21 protein-coding genes are annotated in these 17280 nt (G+C 53.4%); 12 read left to right on the top strand and 9 right to left on the bottom strand.

Translation table 11 applies throughout. The annotated features are described in order from the left end of the window. Window positions 1-10: 10 nt before the first annotated feature. Together rpoZ and gmk are read right to left on the bottom strand one after the other, a co-directional pair. Window positions 11-286, bottom strand: coding sequence for a DNA-directed RNA polymerase subunit omega (rpoZ, locus tag ACMGGS_RS07160; protein WP_000135057.1), 276 nt, complete (start codon window positions 284-286; stop codon window positions 11-13). A gap of 54 nt (window positions 287-340) precedes the next feature. Continuing rightward, window positions 341-964, bottom strand: coding sequence for a guanylate kinase (gene gmk / locus ACMGGS_RS07165; RefSeq protein ID WP_176920006.1), 624 nt, complete (start codon window positions 962-964; stop codon window positions 341-343). A gap of 256 nt (window positions 965-1220) precedes the next feature. Between gmk and ligB the strand changes: the two genes are divergently transcribed. From ligB to ACMGGS_RS07180, 3 genes are all read left to right on the top strand, one after another. Then, window positions 1221-2909, top strand: a complete 1689-nt coding sequence (gene ligB / locus ACMGGS_RS07170) for an NAD-dependent DNA ligase LigB (RefSeq protein WP_414165560.1) — start codon at window positions 1221-1223, stop codon at window positions 2907-2909. 75 nt (window positions 2910-2984) lie between these two features. Then, entirely contained in the window at window positions 2985-3269 is a 285-nt protein-coding gene (locus ACMGGS_RS07175; RefSeq protein ID WP_414165561.1) for a BrnT family toxin, read from the top strand. Continuing rightward, on the top strand, window positions 3256-3567 hold the full coding sequence (locus ACMGGS_RS07180; protein WP_414165562.1) for a BrnA antitoxin family protein: 312 nt from the start codon (window positions 3256-3258) through the stop codon (window positions 3565-3567). The genes ACMGGS_RS07175 and ACMGGS_RS07180 overlap by 14 nt, the downstream gene beginning before the upstream one ends. Before the next feature lie 81 nt (window positions 3568-3648). Here the strand turns inward: ACMGGS_RS07180 and ACMGGS_RS07185 are convergent, their stop codons facing one another. Further along, the gene (locus tag ACMGGS_RS07185) at window positions 3649-4512 is read right to left on the bottom strand and encodes a YicC/YloC family endoribonuclease (protein WP_176920009.1); all 864 of its coding nucleotides are present in this window, start codon (window positions 4510-4512) and stop codon (window positions 3649-3651) included. A 124-nt stretch (window positions 4513-4636) separates the two neighbouring features. Here ACMGGS_RS07185 and rph point away from each other — a divergent pair, with 124 nt between their 5' ends. Both rph and pyrE read left to right on the top strand, forming a co-directional pair. Next, window positions 4637-5353 (top strand): ribonuclease PH, encoded by a 717-nt coding sequence (gene rph / locus ACMGGS_RS07190; protein WP_414165563.1) that lies wholly within the window; start codon window positions 4637-4639, stop codon window positions 5351-5353. Between the two features lie 65 nt (window positions 5354-5418). Further along, on the top strand, window positions 5419-6060 hold the full coding sequence (gene pyrE / locus ACMGGS_RS07195; protein WP_414165564.1) for an orotate phosphoribosyltransferase: 642 nt from the start codon (window positions 5419-5421) through the stop codon (window positions 6058-6060). Between the two features lie 34 nt (window positions 6061-6094). Here the strand turns inward: pyrE and ACMGGS_RS07200 are convergent, their stop codons facing one another. From ACMGGS_RS07200 to coaBC, 4 genes are all read right to left on the bottom strand, one after another. Next, window positions 6095-7111: an SMP-30/gluconolactonase/LRE family protein gene (locus ACMGGS_RS07200; RefSeq protein ID WP_194207580.1), complete on the bottom strand. Its 1017-nt coding sequence runs from the start codon at window positions 7109-7111 to the stop codon at window positions 6095-6097. Between the two features lie 146 nt (window positions 7112-7257). Then, window positions 7258-7854, bottom strand: coding sequence for a nucleoid occlusion factor SlmA (gene slmA, locus ACMGGS_RS07205; RefSeq protein ID WP_414165565.1), 597 nt, complete (start codon window positions 7852-7854; stop codon window positions 7258-7260). A 114-nt stretch (window positions 7855-7968) separates the two neighbouring features. Continuing rightward, window positions 7969-8427: a dUTP diphosphatase gene (gene dut, locus ACMGGS_RS07210; protein WP_414165566.1), complete on the bottom strand. Its 459-nt coding sequence runs from the start codon at window positions 8425-8427 to the stop codon at window positions 7969-7971. Continuing rightward, window positions 8405-9616: a bifunctional phosphopantothenoylcysteine decarboxylase/phosphopantothenate--cysteine ligase CoaBC gene (coaBC, locus tag ACMGGS_RS07215; RefSeq protein ID WP_414166218.1), complete on the bottom strand. Its 1212-nt coding sequence runs from the start codon at window positions 9614-9616 to the stop codon at window positions 8405-8407. The genes dut and coaBC overlap by 23 nt, the downstream gene beginning before the upstream one ends. A 180-nt stretch (window positions 9617-9796) precedes the next feature. Here coaBC and radC point away from each other — a divergent pair, with 180 nt between their 5' ends. From radC to mutM, 4 genes are all read left to right on the top strand, one after another. Beyond that, window positions 9797-10465, top strand: coding sequence for a RadC family protein (radC, locus tag ACMGGS_RS07220; RefSeq protein WP_276165214.1), 669 nt, complete (start codon window positions 9797-9799; stop codon window positions 10463-10465). A 216-nt stretch (window positions 10466-10681) separates the two neighbouring features. Further along, on the top strand, window positions 10682-10918 hold the full coding sequence (rpmB, locus tag ACMGGS_RS07225) for a 50S ribosomal protein L28 (protein ID WP_002436699.1): 237 nt from the start codon (window positions 10682-10684) through the stop codon (window positions 10916-10918). A 20-nt stretch (window positions 10919-10938) separates the two neighbouring features. Further along, complete coding sequence (gene rpmG / locus ACMGGS_RS07230; RefSeq protein WP_003024094.1) at window positions 10939-11106, top strand: 50S ribosomal protein L33; 168 nt, start codon at window positions 10939-10941, stop codon at window positions 11104-11106. A gap of 69 nt (window positions 11107-11175) precedes the next feature. Further along, complete coding sequence (gene mutM / locus ACMGGS_RS07235) at window positions 11176-11985, top strand: bifunctional DNA-formamidopyrimidine glycosylase/DNA-(apurinic or apyrimidinic site) lyase (RefSeq protein ID WP_414165567.1); 810 nt, start codon at window positions 11176-11178, stop codon at window positions 11983-11985. Between the two features lies 1 nt (window position 11986). On the opposite strand, the gene coaD is transcribed toward mutM, so the two are convergent. Together coaD and waaA are read right to left on the bottom strand one after the other, a co-directional pair. Beyond that, complete coding sequence (coaD, locus tag ACMGGS_RS07240; protein ID WP_414165568.1) at window positions 11987-12466, bottom strand: pantetheine-phosphate adenylyltransferase; 480 nt, start codon at window positions 12464-12466, stop codon at window positions 11987-11989. 8 nt (window positions 12467-12474) lie between these two features. After that, window positions 12475-13752: a lipid IV(A) 3-deoxy-D-manno-octulosonic acid transferase gene (gene waaA / locus ACMGGS_RS07245; protein WP_176920017.1), complete on the bottom strand. Its 1278-nt coding sequence runs from the start codon at window positions 13750-13752 to the stop codon at window positions 12475-12477. 462 nt (window positions 13753-14214) lie between these two features. Here waaA and ACMGGS_RS07250 point away from each other — a divergent pair, with 462 nt between their 5' ends. From ACMGGS_RS07250 to rfaP, 3 genes are read left to right on the top strand one after another with little or no spacing between them, the layout of a single operon-like run. Next, window positions 14215-15339, top strand: coding sequence for a glycosyltransferase family 4 protein (locus ACMGGS_RS07250; protein WP_414165569.1), 1125 nt, complete (start codon window positions 14215-14217; stop codon window positions 15337-15339). A gap of 53 nt (window positions 15340-15392) precedes the next feature. Further along, window positions 15393-16466, top strand: coding sequence for a lipopolysaccharide core heptosyltransferase RfaQ (rfaQ, locus tag ACMGGS_RS07255; RefSeq protein WP_414165570.1), 1074 nt, complete (start codon window positions 15393-15395; stop codon window positions 16464-16466). Between the two features lie 11 nt (window positions 16467-16477). Then, a complete protein-coding gene (gene rfaP, locus ACMGGS_RS07260) occupies window positions 16478-17275 on the top strand; it encodes a lipopolysaccharide core heptose(I) kinase RfaP (RefSeq protein ID WP_414165571.1) in 798 nt (265 codons plus the stop codon). The last annotated feature ends 5 nt before the right edge of the window (window positions 17276-17280 follow it).

Raw genomic sequence — 17280 nt, forward strand, 5'->3', positions numbered from 1 at the left:
CGCTTTGTGATTAACGACGACCTTCAGCAATAGCGGTAACGGCTTGTATTTCAGCGGCTTCCTGCTCTTGCTGTTCCTGGCGCTCGCGCACGTCGAGGATCTGGTTGTTGATCAGACCTTCTTCGATTTCGCGCAGCGCGATAACGGTAGTTTTATCGTTTTCTTCCGGTACCAGCGGATCCTTTCCGCCTACCTGCATCTGACGAGCGCGACGCGCGGCGACCAGTACCAGGTCAAAACGGTTACCAATTTTCTCTACAGCGTCCTGAACAGTTACGCGTGCCATACTTAAAATGCTCCACAGATGAAGAAAGGACTGGGCATGATACTGAAAGTGAGTTCAGTCTGCCAACAGTTTGGTGATTAAAGCGTCATGTCGCTGTTTCTGGCGGCTCATCCGCAGACGTTCAGCGCGAATGATGGTCTTCAGATCGCCGATAGCGGTGTCAAAATCATCATTCACAATAAGATAATCATATTCGGCGTAATGGCTCATTTCTGCAACTGCCTGGGCCATGCGTTTTGCAATAACCTCTTCGCTATCCTGACCGCGACCGCGCAAACGGCGATCCAGCTCAAGCTTCGACGGCGGCAGGACAAAAATACTGCGTGCCTGCGGCATTTTCTCACGAATTTGCTGCGCGCCCTGCCAGTCAATATCCAGAAAAACATCTACGCCCGTTGCCAGCACTTGCTCAATAGCTTCGCGTGACGTGCCGTAGTAATTGCCAAAAACCTCTGCATGCTCAAGAAAGGCATTATTGCTAATCATGGTTCTGAACTCATCATGATTCACAAAGAAGTAGTGTTCACCGTGCGCTTCACCCGGACGCGGCGCGCGCGTGGTGTGCGAAACGGAAACCTGAGTATCGTACAACGGCTGGGTTTTTAGCAAAGCCTGAATCAGGCTGGACTTACCCGCGCCGCTGGGGGCAGAAACAATATAAAGCGTGCCTTGAGCCATGAGAATCTTATGTATGTGTTAAACGAAAGTGAGCTTACATACGAGCCTATTATACACGTCGCCGCTGCGTGACGTAGTCTTCGTCACACTTTTTGCGCCAGTTTCTTGCATTTTGCGTACTGTTTTCCCGTTTTCTCCCTCAGTTGCAGCAACAAGTCAAAAATTCTGGAAGCATGCCCGGAAAATCCTCTTTTGCCTCTCGCCAGCGGACGAGTCCCCAGGCTATACCCTCTGCATTACGCAGAGGAGGCTGAATATGTGGCGACGGACAGGCGTTTTGTTAGGGGTAATGTTGTGGATGACCCAGGGCTGGGCGCTTTGTCCGGTATGGTCTCCAGCCAGGGCAGAGCAAGAAATCGCGCAGCTTAATGCACAGCTCAGGCAGTGGAATGAGGCGTACTGGCAGCAGGGGGCCAGCGAGGTCAGTGACGGCGTCTATGACCAGCTAAGCGCGCGACTGGCCCAGTGGCAGCGCTGCTTTACTTCTGCGACGCATAGCGACCTGACGTCTCCTGCTATCAGCGGTACGGTTAATCATCCTGTGGCGCATACCGGCGTGCGTAAGCTGGCGGATAAACAGGCGCTGGTGCAGTGGATGGCCGGGAAACAGGATCTCTGGATCCAGCCGAAGGTCGACGGCGTCGCCGTCACCCTGGTCTATCGCCACGGTAAGCTGGCGCAGGCAATCAGCCGGGGAAACGGGCTGAAAGGGGAAGACTGGACGGAAAAGGTGCGGCAGATCCCCTCAATACCGCAAACGACATCCGGCGCGCTGGCCGATGCCGTCCTTCAGGGCGAGCTGTTCCTGCTGCGTGAGGGGCATATTCAGAAGCAGATGGGAGGTATGAATGCGCGCTCAAAAGTCGCCGGGGCGATGATGCGGCGCGATAGCCCGGCGCTGTTACGCGATCTCTCTGTGTTTATCTGGGCATGGCCGGACGGACCGGCCACTCTGCAACAACGTATGCGTCTGCTGACCGCTGCGGGGTTTCCGTGGAGTGCTCGCTATTCGCTGCCGGTGAGCCGTGTCGATCAGGTAGAGACACAGCGCGCACGCTGGTTCGCCTCCGCGCTGCCTTTCGTTACGGACGGCATCGTGGTGCGAACCGCAGCGGAACCTGCAGGTGGACGTTGGCTGCCGGGGCAGGCTGACTGGGTCGTCGCGTGGAAATATCTGCCGACGGCGCAGGTCGCCGAGGTGAGAGCGATTACTTTCACCGTGGGACGCAGCGGCAAAATTGCCGTTGTCGCGCAGCTTGAGCCACTCCAACTTGATGATAAACAGGTTCGCCGGGTTAACGTCGGTTCGGTTGGTCGCTGGCAAACGCTGGATATTGCGCCGGGGGATCAGGTACAGGTCAGCCTGGCCGGGCAGGGGATCCCGCGTATTGATAGCGTGGTCTGGCGGAGTACGCAGCGTTCAAAACCCCTCCCGCCGCCGCCGCGCTTTAATGCGCTGACCTGTTTTTACGCTACGCCCGGATGTGAGGAACAGTTCATCTCCCGCCTGGTATGGCTGAGTTCCGCGCAGGTCCTGGATATTAAAGGCATGGGGGAGGAAGGGTGGCGCATGCTGCATCGTGCGCATCATTTTGAGCATCTTTTTTCCTGGCTGGCGCTTAGCCGGGAAATGCTTCAGTCAACGCCGGGCTTTACCGGCAAAAGAGGCCAGCAGCTCTGGCATCAGTTTAATATGGTCCGCACCCGACCGTTTAAGCGCTGGGTAAAAGCGTTTAGTCCGCCGCTGCCGCAGGCGGCGCTCAACAGCCTGGATGCAGATAGCTGGGCACAGCTTGTTGCTCGTGATGAAAGCCGCTGGCAGACGCTGCCAGGCGTGGGGGCCGGGCGAGCCGGTAAGCTGGCAGCATGGTTTCATGATACGGGTGTAGTTCGTCTGGCACAGTGGCTTGGAGAGCAGGGAATAGGGGGATTTAGCAGGCGATAAATGGGATGTACAGAGTACCACGCCGGAGAAGTGAAATTTTTATTGGCCTTTATTTATTGTGCATACGATAATTAGATGAATATCATATTTGATCCTGACAAGGATGTGATCAATCAGCATAAGCATGGTTATTCCCTTGCCGATGCATGCAGGCTCGACTGGGAAAATATGGTCATTTTTGAAGATGATCGTTTTGACTATGGCGAGGTACGTTACGTTGGGTTGACCTATGGGTTGGCTTATATCAATAACAGGATCTTTTCGGTCTGCTTTACTGAATCTGATGATTTTGCAGTCTGCCGAGTGATTAGCCTGCGCCTCGCAACGAAACAGGAGATGAGACGATATGCCGAAGCTTAAACCCGGAACCCTCTTCCCCACGGATGAAGAGGATGCAAAAATTCGCGAAGCAGTGGCTGCCGATCCTGATGCCCGGCTGCTTGAAAACTCCTCAGAAAAACTTGTACCCCTTAAAACGGTAGTTAAAGCACGCCGGGGTCGCCCGACAGCAGCGGTTGTCAAAACCCGTATTACGATCCGTTGTTCGCCTGACGTTGTGGCAGCGTTCAGAGCGACAGGGGCAGGTTGGCAAACCCGTATGGACGCAGCGCTGAGAGACTGGCTGAAAATGCATAATCCAGCAGATGTGAAAATCTGAGCGTGGAGAAAGGGGGTCATTCTGGATGGGTTTTATCAAGCCTGATAGCCAGGCTTGATAAGGTTTACAGGTAAGGAGGCGTTACTCAATATTCTGGATCTGTTCCCGCATCTGCTCAATCAGCACTTTCAACTCAATCGCAGAGTTGGTCACCTCAGCATTAATCGACTTCGAGGCCAGCGTATTCGATTCGCGGTTGAACTCCTGCATCATAAAGTCCAGACGGCGACCGACGGCTTCTTTTTTCTTCAGGATGTTCCAGGTTTCTTTTACGTGCGCTTCGAGGCGATCAAGCTCTTCCGCCACGTCGATACGCTGCGCCATCAGCACCAGTTCCTGCTCAAGGCGGTTATTTTCCAGCTGAACCTGAGCGTCTTCCAGTTTGGCGACCAGACGTTCACGCTGCCACTGTAAAATTTCCGGCATATGGGCGCGTACTTTGGCGACTTCAGCGCTGACGCCGTCAAGCCGTTGTTCGATTAAGCCTTTCAACGCCTGACCTTCAGTTTCGCGGGCAACGATAAAGTCATCCAGCGTGCCATCCAGCGCGGCGAGGATTTCGCTGGCGATAGCATCCAGATCCTGCTCCTGAGCGGCCATCACGCCTGGCCAGCGCAGAATATCTACCGGATTGATTTCTCCTTCGTCACTCTGCATTTTGACCCAGTTCGCTGATGCTACCAGCTGCTTCGCCAGTTTTTCGTTAAGGATCAGTTCTCCTTGTGCGCTCGCGTCGGGTTCAAAACGCAGGCTGCACTCAACTTTACCGCGCGTCAGACGGGTGCGAATACGCTCGCGAACGACCGGTTCAAGGCTGCGGAACTGCTCCGGCAGACGAAACCAGGTTTCCAGATAACGCTGGTTTACCGAGCGCATCTCCCAGGTGGCGCTGCCCCATTCGCCCTTGATTTCACGGCGGGCATAAGCGGTCATACTGCGGATCATAAACGTTCCTGTTTTTAAAGGAGAGATGGGAGGATTATAGCTTTCACTGCTCTGGCAGGATAGGAATAACCGCCGGAAGTCCGTATAATGCGCAGCCACATTCGTTTCAAGCCGGAGAAATCACATGCGTCCAGCAGGTCGTAGCGTCAATCAGGTGCGTCCCGTCACCCTGACCCGTAATTATACAAAACACGCAGAAGGCTCCGTGCTGGTCGAATTCGGTGATACCAAAGTGCTGTGCACCGCGTCCATCGATGAAGGCGTGCCGCGCTTCCTGAAAGGTCAGGGCCAGGGCTGGATCACCGCCGAGTACGGCATGCTGCCGCGTTCCACCCATACCCGTAACGCCCGCGAAGCGGCGAAGGGCAAGCAGGGCGGCCGCACGATGGAAATCCAGCGTCTTATCGCGCGCGCGCTCCGTGCGGCGGTTGATTTAAAAGCGCTCGGTGAATTCACCATTACCCTCGACTGCGACGTTATTCAGGCCGATGGCGGCACGCGGACGGCGTCTATTACCGGTGCCTGCGTGGCGCTGGCCGATGCGCTGAACAAACTGGTCGCGGATGGCAAGCTGAAAACCAACCCGCTGAAAGGGATGGTGGCCGCGGTCTCCGTGGGTATCGTCAATGGCGAAGCGGTCTGCGATCTGGAATACGTTGAAGACTCTGCCGCCGAAACCGATATGAACGTGGTGATGACCGAAGACGGTCGCATTATTGAAGTACAGGGGACGGCGGAAGGCGAGCCGTTCACTCACGAAGAGCTTCTCACCCTGCTGGCGCTGGCCCGAGGGGGGATAGAATCCATCATCGCCACGCAGAAGGCGGCGTTAGAAAATTGATGTTAAGGCGACTGAGAGGTCGCCTTTTTTTTTGCCTGAAAAATGAAACCTGGAGGAGTATCGACATGAAACCGTATCAGCGCCAGTTTATTGAATTTGCGCTCAGCAAGCAGGTACTGAAGTTTGGCGAGTTCACGCTGAAATCCGGACGTAAAAGCCCCTATTTCTTCAACGCCGGACTATTTAATACCGGGCGCGATCTGGCACTGCTTGGCCGTTTCTATGCCGAAGCGCTGGTCGATTCTGGTATCGATTTCGATCTGCTGTTTGGTCCTGCTTACAAAGGCATTCCGATTGCGACGACCACGGCCGTCGCGCTGGCGGAGCATTACGATCGCGACCTGCCGTACTGCTTTAACCGTAAAGAAGCTAAAGACCACGGCGAAGGCGGTAATCTGGTGGGCAGCCCGCTTCAGGGAAAAGTCATGCTGGTGGATGACGTCATCACCGCCGGTACCGCTATCCGTGAGTCCATGGAGATTATTCAGGCCAACGGCGCAGAGTTAGCGGGCGTGCTGATTTCACTGGACCGACAGGAACGTGGCCGCGGTGAGATCTCCGCGATTCAGGAAGTAGAACGCGATTATGGCTGCAAGGTGATTTCTATTATCACCCTGAAAGAGCTGATTGCGTATCTGGAAGAGAAGCCTGAGATGGCGACGCATCTGGCGTCGGTGCGCGCGTACCGGGAAGCATACGGAGTGTAAATCATTCCCCGGCAGGATGGCTGCCGGGGCATTTTTAGATCAGTTTCGCGCCCTGCGTATTTACAAACAGGGAATAAATGGACGTGCTGGAGGCCATAAACAGCCGATTACGCTGCTCGCCGCCAAAACAGAGGTTGGCGCAACGTTCCGGTAATTGAACGGTTCCGATATGTTTCCCCTGGACGTTGAAAACCCGCACGCCATCAAGTTCTTCAGTACCGGTGCCCCAGCCGCACCACAGGTTGCCGTCCACATCGCAGGCGATGCCGTCCGCCGTGCCATTGCCGCAGTCAATATGCGTTCTCTTGTTTTGCAGCGCGTTATTCACCACGTCATAGGCCAGAATCAATCGGTTTGGTGCAGCACGGCTTTCGACAACGTAGAGTATTTTTTCGTCAGGTGAAAAGCACAGGCCGTTAGGACCTTTAACGTCACCGAGAACCACATCTAATTTACGGCTTTGCGGATCAAGCCGATAAACGTTTTGCGGCAGTTGCGGCTCGGCTTTATGGCCTTCATAAAATCCTGTTATGCCAAAAGGCGGATCGGTAAACCAGATGGAACCATCCGACTTCACGACAATATCGTTGGGTGAGTTAAGCGGCTTACCGTCGAAGCTATCAGCCAGCACGGTAATGGTTCCGTCGTATTCAGTGCGGGTGATGCGCCGCGTATCGTGCTCACAGCTAATCAGACGGCCCTGACGATCGCGGGCGTGGCCGTTCGTATTATTGGCAGGGCGGCGGAATATGCTGGTTTCCCCGGAAACCTCATCCCAGCGCATAATGGCGTTATTAGGGATGTCGCTCCATAACAGCATCTGCATATCGCCAAACCAGACCGGACCTTCCGCCCAGCGGAAGCCCGTCGCGATTTGCTCCACCTTCGCGCTGGCGACCATATATTTACGAAAGCTATCATCAACGGCAGTGACGCGTGGATCGGGATAACGCCCGGACGGTGTCCAGCCAGCAATGCTTTTTTGGCTTAACAGTAATGTGGCGGTGGCAAGACCGCTCAGTTTTAACAATTCCCGCCGTGATGTTGCCATTGATCCTCTCCGTAGCCGCTAAACGATACAGTTCAATGGATAGTAGGAGAGAGCAAAGACAGAAAGCATCTGGCAATTCAACGAATTAACCTGGCGTTTCTTACAAAGATGAGAGTAATGCAGCCTGACAGGCTGCATAGAAGGTATTACTGTAGCTGCGCGGCAATCAGCGGCCAGCGGGCGTCAAAATCTTCCGTCGGGCGATATTTAAAGTCGCTCCGCACAAAGCGTGACAGCATGCCTTCGCAGAAGGCCAGAATTTGACTGGCAAGCAGCGTTTCATCCGTTACATAGCCTTCGCCTTCGCGCATGCGCTTTTCCCGCAGCACCTGCCGCAGTTGAGCTTCAATACGCTCGAAAAGCTGGCTGATACGCCCCTGCAGCCTGTCCTGCTCGAACATCAGCGCATGACCGGTCAGGATGCGCGTCAGCCCCGGATTACGCTCACCAAACCCCAGAATCAGTTGTACGATCAGGCGCAGGCGCGCGGTCGTATCCTTTTCATCCTTAAGGATCAGATTGATGCGGGTAATCAGGCTATCTTCGATAAACTCAATCAGACTATCGAACATGCGCGTCTTGCTGGGAAAATGACGATACAGTGCCGCTTCGGAAACGCCTACCGAGGCCGCCAGCTTCGCCGTAGTAATGCGTTGACTGCCATCGCTGGATTCAAGCATCAGCGCCAGAGATTGAAGTATTTCTTCGCGACGGTTCCTTTTCGCAGTTTGTTTTTCTGCCATGTTGCAAAATACCCCTGAAAATAAGCAATAGTCAGGCGAGCATCCACACAGCGACCGCAAACTCAGGGCTTGCGGTAATGTTATAGCTTTGTGCGCGGTGGGATGCGTTACGTTTTATTTACGCCCGGAGTGGCCAAAGCCGCCTTCGCCACGATCGGTGGCGTCAAAAGATTCCACCAGATTGAATTCAGCCTGGACTACCGGGACAAACACCATCTGGGCGATGCGCTCGCCGGGTTCAATGGTGAAATGATCCTGACCACGGTTCCAGATGGAGACCATCAGTTGACCCTGGTAGTCGGAATCAATCAGACCCACCAGATTGCCTAACACAATACCGTGCTTGTGGCCGAGACCTGAGCGCGGCAGCATCACCGCCGCGAGCGACGGATCGGCGATATGAATCGCCAGCCCGGTAGGCAGCAGCGCGGTTTCGCCCGGCGCCAGTTCAAGGGCGTCGTCAAGGCAGGCGCGCAGATCAAGGCCAGCCGAGCCGGAGGTGGCATAGGTGGGCAGTGGGAACTGTTCACCTACGCGCGGGTCCAGAATCTTAACGTCGATTTTTTTCATCATAACGGGTCACGATCTCGTCGAGTAATAATTGGCCAAGGAGCGCTTTCCGCTCAAGCGGTAAGACTTTATCTCCCTCCTGCCAGAAAAGGTGCAATGCATTGCTGTCGCTATTAAATCCTTGATTAGAAAGCGAAACATCGTTTGCACAGATTAAATCAAGGTTTTTGCGGGTTCGCTTTTGCCGGGCGTATTCTTCCACATTATTTGTTTCGGCGGCAAACCCAACAACATAAGGTCGATGATCGATAAGTGCGGCGACCCCGGCAACGATATCCGGGTTTTTGACCATTTTTATTGTTAATTCATCGCCTTGCTTCTTAATCTTTTCATCGGCGACGGCGGCGGCACGGTAGTCCGCTACGGCAGCACAGCCGATAAAAATATGCTGCTGCTGAACGCTTGCCTGTACTGCGGCTTCCATTTCCAGCGCCGTGGTGACGTCAACACGCTGTACCAGTGGCGGCGTTGGCAACGACACGGGACCCGCGACCAGCGTAACCTTCGCCCCGCGTTTGGCGGCGGCGGCGGCGATAGCAAACCCCATTTTGCCGGAGCTGTGATTGGAGATATAGCGTACCGGGTCCAGTGGTTCCCGCGTCGGGCCTGCGGTAATCATAATATTCAGATGTTGCAGATCGTTGACCGGAGAGAAGTGCGCAGCGGCCATATCAACAATGGTCAGTGGATCGAGCATCCGCCCCGGTCCTACATCACCGCACGCCTGACTGCCGCTATCCGGCCCCCAGATCAGCAGCCCGCGTTCGGCCAGAACGCGTAAATTATACTGTGTTGCGGCGGCGCGATACATCTGTTGATTCATGGCAGGCACCACCGCGACGGGGGAAGGCGTGGCCAGGCAAATGGTAGAAACCAAATCGTTGGCCATACCCGCGGCAACGCGCGCCAGTAAATCGGCGGTGGCGGGTGCCAGAATCACCAGATCGGCCCATTTGCCCAGTTCGATATGCCCCATCGCCGCTTCGGCTGCCGGGTCGAGCAGGCTGTCAGAAACGGGATAACCTGAAACGGCCTGCAGGCTCAAAGGAGTAATAAACGCTTTGGCGGCGTCGGTCATCGCCACGCGCACATCCGCCCCGCGATCGCGCAGGCGACGTACCAGCTCAGGCGTTTTATAGGCGGCAATGCCGCCGCTCACGCCGAGAACGATTTTTTTACCGGCCAGGCTCATCATGATTCTTTCCTGTTGGATTGCACCAGAGGCTGAGCATTTTATCACAAACCTTTTGTATCGTGCGGTCCGGGATCATTCACTTTGCGAGGCGCCACGCAAGAGTTGAAAACGCAGGTCGAAGCGGAAAATACCCTGTGGCAGCATAGCGGCGGGTGCAAAGGGAGACGCCATATGAAGATGTCCAGAGAAGAACGGGAAAAGTTGCCGCGGGAAAAACTACGGCGTTATGGCGTTGAAACGCTCAGTGAAGTGGAACTGCTGGCGCTGTTTTTGCGTACCGGTGCACGAGGTAAACACGTCATGACGCTGGCGACGGAATTATTGCGGCATTTTGATACGCTTTCGCAGCTGATGTCGGCGGACTGGAAGCAATTCGACCAAATAGAGGGTATCGGCATTGCGAAATATTGCCAGCTAAGAGCCATCGCAGAACTGGCCCGCCGCTGTTATAACGAACGCCTGCGGGAAAAAAGGGGGCTTTACAGTCCTGAGCTAACGCGAGAGTTTTTAAAAAGCCAGTTTACGGGTGAAAATCGTGAAGTCTTTATGGCGATTTATCTCGATAACCAGAATCGAATACTCAAACATCGTCGCCTGTTTTCCGGTACGCTAAGCCATGTCGAAGTGCATCCGCGGGAAATTGTACGAGAAGCCATCAACGTCAACGCCGCTGCCGTGATCCTCGCGCATAATCATCCCTCGGGTAACGCCGAACCGAGTAAAGCTGATAAAATGATCACCGAACGTGTGGTAAGCTGCTGTCAGCTAATGGATATTCGCGTACTTGATCACCTGGTGATTGGACGTGGTGAGTACGTTTCCTTTGCGGAAAGAGGCTTAATTTAGCCCGGATCGCGCGATCCATCGGGATCTTTGTCTGTTCGGGACTTGAGCACACCGCCGACTCAGCGTATACTACGCCACCTTTGAGAATCTCGGGTTTGGCATTTGGGCCTGGTAATCGCGAGTTCACTTAGAACCGCCAGGACCGGGCTTTACAGCCTGACGAGGCGTCAATACCCCATACGAAGCTCGAGCTAATTTGATTTTTGGAGAATAGAAATGTCCCGAGTCTGCCAAGTTACTGGCAAGCGTCCGGTGACCGGTAACAACCGTTCCCACGCACTGAACGCGACTAAACGCCGTTTTCTGCCGAACCTGCACTCTCACCGTTTTTGGGTTGAGAGCGAGAAGCGTTTTGTCACCCTGCGTGTATCTGCTAAAGGTATGCGTGTAATCGATAAAAAAGGCATCGATACAGTTCTTTCCGAACTGCGTGCCCGTGGCGAAAAGTACTAAGTACTTAGAGGAAATAAATCATGGCTAAAGGTATTCGTGAGAAAATCAAGCTGGTTTCTTCTGCTGGTACTGGTCACTTCTACACCACCACGAAGAACAAGCGTACTAAACCGGAAAAACTGGAACTGAAAAAATTCGATCCAGTTGTCCGTCAGCACGTTTTATACAAAGAAGCTAAAATCAAGTAATTTTAGTGAATTGTATGAAAACCCCGCTCCGGCGGGGTTTTCTGTTTTCTGGCTCTGGAGAACATAAAAATGCCTGAATTACCTGAAGTTGAGACCAGCCGTCGCGGGATTGAACCGCATCTGGTGGGCGAGACCATCCTCCACGTCATTGTCCGCAATGGCCGCCTGCGCTGGCCGGTGTCAGACGAAATCCATACCCTGAGTGATAAACCAGTGCTCAGCGTGCAGCGGCGTGCGAAATACCTGCTGCTGGAGTTGCCGGACGGCTGGATCATCATCCATCTGGGGATGTCAGGCAGTTTGCGCATCCTCACAGAAGAACGTCCGGCAGAAAAGCACGACCACGTCGATATGGTGATGAGCAACGGTAAAGTGCTGCGCTATACCGATCCCCGGCGCTTCGGCGCCTGGCTATGGACCAAAGAGCTGGAAGGGCATAACGTACTGGCGCACCTGGGGCCGGAGCCGCTCAGCGATGCGTTTAATGCCGACTACCTGCAACAGAAATGCGCGAAGAAGAAAACCGCCATCAAGCCCTGGCTGATGGACAATAAACTGGTGGTAGGCGTGGGTAACATTTACGCCAGCGAATCGCTGTTCGCCGCTGGGATCCATCCGGATCGGCTGGCGTCATCGCTTTCACGCGACGAGTGCGAACTGCTGGTGCGGGTTATCAAAGCGGTGCTGCTGCGTTCAATAGAGCAGGGCGGAACGACGCTGAAGGACTTCTTACAGAGCGACGGCAAGCCGGGCTATTTCGCCCAGCAGCTACAGGTCTATGGACGTAAAGGCGAGCCGTGCCACGTTTGTGGAACACCGATTGTGGCAGCGAAGCATGCACAGCGGGCGACGTTTTACTGTCGCCAGTGCCAAAGGTAAATTACCTGAGCTTGTCCATCAGCGCCTGATGGACGTTAGCAGGCAGGAAATGCGTCACGTCGCCCGCGTGACGCGCGACTTCTTTTACCAGCGACGAAGAGATAAATGACCACTCTTTTGACGGCATCAGGAAGACGCTTTCCAGATCCGGCATCAAATGGCGATTCATATGCGCCAGTTGCATCTCATACTCGAAATCCGCCACGGCGCGCAGGCCACGGATCAGGATGTTCGCCTGCTGATCGCGCGCGAAATTCGCCATCAAATCGCTGAACCCCACCACCTCAACGCCCGACAGATGCGAGGTTGCTTCTTTCGCCAGCGCTACGCGCTCTTCAAGGGTAAACATCGGTTTCTTACTCGGGCTGGCAGCAATGGCGAGTACCACCTGATCGAACATCATGGTCGCGCGGGTGACGATATCAATATGGCCATTAGTAATGGGATCGAACGTCCCAGGATAAATTGCCCGTCTTTGCATAACAGCCCTCAATGCGTTTTGGGTGGCAGATACGGTTGTAGCAGATGCAGAAGCCGTTGTAACGCGCCCTGGTTCTGATGCAGGACTTCTACGGCATGATGCCCATAGTAATTACGATAATCTTCGTCCGTCAGCAACGAGGCAATCTCTTTGGTCAGGGAAGGCGCGTCTTCAACGGTGATCAGGCCGTCCGCCTGCTCCAGGCGTGCGCAGATATCTTTAAAATTAAAGGTATGCGGGCCCATCAACACCGGAATGGCGTGAGCAGCAGGCTCCAGCGGATTATGACCGCCACGTTCAACCAGCGAGCCGCCAACAAACGCCAGATCGGCAATGCCATACAGCAGCATTAATTCGCCCATGGTATCGCCCACCACCACCTGCGTGCTACCGGAAGGCACTTCACCCGAGGAGCGGGTGGTGTAACTCAGGCCCGCCTGACGCACGAGATCTACTGCATCCGGGAAACGTTCAGGATGGCGCGGGACCAGAATGAGCAGCAGGTCAGGGAATTGTTGCAGTAGCGCCTGATGAGCAGCCAGCACCACGCTCTCTTCACCGTCATGGGTACTGGTAGCAATCCACACCGGGCGGCGAGGTGCCCACTGGCGACGCAGCGTAATGGCTTTCGCTGCCAGTTGCGGCGTTACAGAAATATCGAACTTCAGGCTGCCGGTGACGGTTAGCTGATTACGTTTCGCCCCAAGTTGAATAAAACGTTCGCCGTCCTCTTCATTCTGCGCCGCAATCAGGGTGATCCGGCGCAGCAGCGTTTTGATGAACTTGCCCAGCTTGCCATAGCCCGTGGCCGAGCGTGCCGAGAGACGCGCGTTAGCGATGACCAGCGGCGTTTTACGCTTATAGAGCGCCGTAATGAGGTTCGGCCACAGTTCCGTTTCCATGATCAACACCAGTTTCGGGTCGACTTTATTCAGGAAACGATTCATCGCGTCCGGCAGATCGTAGGGCAAATAGACGTGCTGAACATCTTTACCGAACGCGGACTGAACACGTTCAGAGCCGGTCGGCGTCATGGTGGTGACCGTAATGGGAAGCTCAGGGTAGCGGTGACGTAATGCTCGCACCAGAGGGATTGCCGCGAGCGTTTCACCGACTGAGACCGAGTGCAGCATGATGCCGCCAGGCTTCAGCGGTGTGCGGTAAAAGCCGTAACGCTCGCCCCAACGTTTGCGATATGCCGGAGCTTTACGACCACGCACCCAAAGCCGTACCCAAATGAGCGGCTGAATAAGGTAAAGCAATGTGGTGTAAAGCAATTGCAGCATAGGATGTAATTGACTAATGAATGTGCTGGGGATTCTAAGTTTTTAGCGGAGCCTTTGCCATTACTTTTGCGGAATTTGGCTTAGGTGAGGGTAAACAGCAACTGAAAAGCAGCCCTGAGAGCGTATTTTTTAAATTTTATCGCCATATTTTAACGTTTAATCGAGATTATTCGTCATCGCTAAAGCGGGTATTTTGGGGTGAAGATATTTTTTATGTGTTTGTTTTTATAGCCATTGTCTTGTTGTAAGGTTAAAAAACATTCATATCGGCTTGCAGGGCAAGTAATGGTACACTGTAGCGCTAAATTGTTGTGGATAGCGAGCGGGTAGCTGTAAGCCTGAGCGGTAGCGTGTCCGCAGGTGAAAGCTATGTTATTTTTGCCGCGGTAGCAATGGCAGGTCGAGTGAGTAGCCTGCTGAATTCATTCTTTTTTACCACGAAACGTTGGGCAGGGAGTCGGCATGATTATCGCGTTTTGCTTGTATAAATATTTCCCCTTTGGCGGCTTGCAGCGCGATTTCCTGCGCATCGCAAAAACCGTTGCGCAGCGCGGTGCAAAGGTTCGGGTGTATGTGCTTTCCTGGCAGGAAGAGCGCCCGGATAATGTGGAGATTGTGACAGTACCGGCAACCGCCTCAACCAATCATGGTAAAAACAAAGAATATTATCAGTGGGTGCATCAACATTTACTGCAACACCCGGTCGATAAAGTGATTGGCTTCAATAAGATGCCTGGCCTTGATATCTACTACGCCGCCGACGTCTGCTATGCCGAGAAGGTCGCCAAAGAAAAAGGCTTCTTTTACAAGCTGACCCCCCGCTATCGCCACTTTGCTGCCTTTGAAGAGGCCGTTTTTCGCAAAGGCGCAAAAACAGAACTGCTGATGCTTACCGATCGGCAAATTAACGATTTCAAAAAGCATTACGGCACCGAAGAGGCGCGTTTTCATATTCTGCCGCCGGGGATCTACCCTGACCGCAAATACAGCGCTCATGCACCGGACTGCCGGGAAGCGTTTCGTCAGGAAAATGACATCGGTGCCAACGAGTTTCTGGTGTTGCAGGTTGGATCAGACTTCTCCCGCAAGGGGGTTGATCGCAGCATCAGAGCCTTTGCCGCGCTGCCTGATATGGTTAAAGCAAATGCCAGACTGGTGGTGGTGGGGCAGGATAAACCTGGCAAATTTGAAGCGCTGGCGTCCCAGCTTGGCGTTAAAAACCGGGTCTGGTTTTACGCGGGCCGAAATGACGTCTCGAACCTGATGATGGCGGCAGATGTGCTGATCCATCCGGCCTATCAGGAAGCGGCTGGGATTGTGCTGCTGGAAGCGATTGCCGCCGGACTACCGGTGCTGACGACTGAAGTCTGCGGCTATGCGCACTACATTGATAAAGCGCAGTGCGGTGAGGTGATTGCCGAGCCGTTCAGCCAGGATCAACTCAATGCGGCGTTGGTAAAGGTGGCTACAGACGAAACGCAGCGACGCCAGTGGGCAGAGAACGCCCGTCATTATGCTGATACTCAGGACATCTATAGCCTGCCGGAAAAAGTGGCCGACATGGTGATGGCACCGTCATCGCTGTAAATAAAACGCTACTGTAATAAGCACCATGAATTTGCGTAAATATCTGGAAAATCATGAGTAAATTTAAAAAGATTCTGATTATCAAATTGAAGTTTCAGGGAGATGTCCTGCTAACGACGCCGGTGATCAGCACGTTAAAGGCACAATATCCTGATGCCGAAATCGATATGATGGTTTATAACTCTACGGTTCAAATCATCTCAGAAAACCCAAATCTTCACAAAATTTACGGTATCGCAGATAAAAAATCCTCAGCGCTAAATAAAATCATTAATATTTTCCATATCATTAAAGCGCTGCGAAAAAATAACTACGACCTGATTGTTAATCTCTCCAGCCAGAAATTGCTGGGATTCGTCATTCGCTGCATTCCTGCCCGCTTAAAAATCGGCTTTACCTTTGGCCGCCGGAAATCGTCTTACTGGATGAACGCGTTTGATAAAACCCTCGACGATGCCGGTGAACATATCGTGCCGCAAAACCTGTCCATTCTGACGTTGCTCGATATCGATCCGATGATCACCCGCACCTCAATGCGGTATGACGTCCGGCACTGGGATCGCTTAAAAACGAGAATGGATGAACTGGGCGTGACGAAAGAGTATGTCGCCATTCAGCCCACGGCCAGGCAGATATTTAAGTGCTGGGATAACGACAAGTTTGCCGCAGTCATTAATCATCTTATGGCGCGGGGTTATGAGGTGATATTGACCGCCGGACCCGGCAAAGAAGATGCGGATATTATTGCTGATATTGTGCGCCAGTGTAACCGTAAACCGGTAACGGAATTTGCCGGAAAAACCTCGTTCCCTGAACTGGCGGCGCTGATTGACCACGCCGCATTATTTATCGGAGTCGATTCGGCACCAGGCCATATTGCCGCAGCGGTCGATACGCCGGTCGTATGCCTTTTTGGCGCGACCAAGCATCGCTTCTGGCATCCCTGGACGGAAAAGCTTGAGTTGATTTGGGCCGGGGACTATAAACCTATGCCGCTGCGCAAAGATCTCGATCGTAGCTACCGATATTTGACCTGCATCCCCGCAGAGGACGTGATTGCTGCATCGGACAGAATGTTAGCGCAATATCCTGCGGCAAAGACCCTATTTAATAACAATGCAGAATGATGGTGGGAAAGATGGTTGAATTAAAAGAACCATTCAAAACGCTGTGGCAGGGTAAAGATCCCTTCCACGAAATAGAACTGCTTACCGGCCATGTTTATCGGGCGCTTGAGACCCGCAAAACGCTGCGTTTCGAAATAGATAATGTCGGCTATTTCATCAAAATACATTACGGCACCACGACCAAAGAAGTGGTCAAAAACTTGCTGTCGTTTCGTCTGCCAGTACTGGGTGCTGACCGGGAATGGAAGGCTATTCATCGCCTGGCCGAGGTTGGCGTAGATACCATGCATGGCGTGGCCTTTGGTATGAAAGGAACCAACCCGGTTACCATCACATCGTTTATTATCACTGAAGAGCTAACCAATACCATTAGCCTGGAAGATTATTGCGCTGAATGGAAAAGCCAGCCGCCGGGGTATAAGCCGAAAAGAAAACTCATCGCCCATCTGGCAACTATGGTGAAGAACATGCATGCGGCGGGCGTTAATCATCGCGACTGCTATTTATGCCATTTCCTGCTGCATCTTCCTTACGATCCTAATCGGGATACGCCAAAGCTATCGGTCATCGATTTACATCGCGCTCAGATTCGCCCTGGCGTTCCTTTGCGCTGGAGAAATAAGGATCTCATCGGCCTCTATTTTTCATCGCTGGAGATTGGCCTGACCAGGGCGGATGTTTTGTATTTTATGAAAATCTATTTTGCGAAGCCGCTGCGTGACATTCTGCGTGATGAACATAGTCTGATCGCCAGTGCCCAGGTCAGGGCGCAAAAGATCAAAGAAAGAACGCAACGGAAAGGGTTGTAATACGT

The sequence above is a fragment of the Superficieibacter sp. BNK-5 genome (assembly GCF_047456055.1).
GTDB lineage: Bacteria > Pseudomonadota > Gammaproteobacteria > Enterobacterales > Enterobacteriaceae > Superficieibacter.

Coding starts and splice junctions, on each gene's coding strand:
- rpoZ (WP_000135057.1), bottom strand. CDS start 286: ATGGCACGCGTAACTGTTCAGGACGCTGTAGAGAAAATTGGTAACCGT.
- gmk (WP_176920006.1), bottom strand. CDS start 964: ATGGCTCAAGGCACGCTTTATATTGTTTCTGCCCCCAGCGGCGCGGGT.
- ligB (WP_414165560.1), top strand. CDS start 1,221: ATGTGGCGACGGACAGGCGTTTTGTTAGGGGTAATGTTGTGGATGACC.
- ACMGGS_RS07175 (WP_414165561.1), top strand. CDS start 2,985: ATGAATATCATATTTGATCCTGACAAGGATGTGATCAATCAGCATAAG.
- ACMGGS_RS07180 (WP_414165562.1), top strand. CDS start 3,256: ATGCCGAAGCTTAAACCCGGAACCCTCTTCCCCACGGATGAAGAGGAT.
- ACMGGS_RS07185 (WP_176920009.1), bottom strand. CDS start 4,512: ATGATCCGCAGTATGACCGCTTATGCCCGCCGTGAAATCAAGGGCGAA.
- rph (WP_414165563.1), top strand. CDS start 4,637: ATGCGTCCAGCAGGTCGTAGCGTCAATCAGGTGCGTCCCGTCACCCTG.
- pyrE (WP_414165564.1), top strand. CDS start 5,419: ATGAAACCGTATCAGCGCCAGTTTATTGAATTTGCGCTCAGCAAGCAG.
- ACMGGS_RS07200 (WP_194207580.1), bottom strand. CDS start 7,111: ATGGCAACATCACGGCGGGAATTGTTAAAACTGAGCGGTCTTGCCACC.
- slmA (WP_414165565.1), bottom strand. CDS start 7,854: ATGGCAGAAAAACAAACTGCGAAAAGGAACCGTCGCGAAGAAATACTT.
- dut (WP_414165566.1), bottom strand. CDS start 8,427: ATGATGAAAAAAATCGACGTTAAGATTCTGGACCCGCGCGTAGGTGAA.
- coaBC (WP_414166218.1), bottom strand. CDS start 9,616: ATGAGCCTGGCCGGTAAAAAAATCGTTCTCGGCGTGAGCGGCGGCATT.
- radC (WP_276165214.1), top strand. CDS start 9,797: ATGTCCAGAGAAGAACGGGAAAAGTTGCCGCGGGAAAAACTACGGCGT.
- rpmB (WP_002436699.1), top strand. CDS start 10,682: ATGTCCCGAGTCTGCCAAGTTACTGGCAAGCGTCCGGTGACCGGTAAC.
- rpmG (WP_003024094.1), top strand. CDS start 10,939: ATGGCTAAAGGTATTCGTGAGAAAATCAAGCTGGTTTCTTCTGCTGGT.
- mutM (WP_414165567.1), top strand. CDS start 11,176: ATGCCTGAATTACCTGAAGTTGAGACCAGCCGTCGCGGGATTGAACCG.
- coaD (WP_414165568.1), bottom strand. CDS start 12,466: ATGCAAAGACGGGCAATTTATCCTGGGACGTTCGATCCCATTACTAAT.
- waaA (WP_176920017.1), bottom strand. CDS start 13,752: ATGCTGCAATTGCTTTACACCACATTGCTTTACCTTATTCAGCCGCTC.
- ACMGGS_RS07250 (WP_414165569.1), top strand. CDS start 14,215: ATGATTATCGCGTTTTGCTTGTATAAATATTTCCCCTTTGGCGGCTTG.
- rfaQ (WP_414165570.1), top strand. CDS start 15,393: ATGAGTAAATTTAAAAAGATTCTGATTATCAAATTGAAGTTTCAGGGA.
- rfaP (WP_414165571.1), top strand. CDS start 16,478: ATGGTTGAATTAAAAGAACCATTCAAAACGCTGTGGCAGGGTAAAGAT.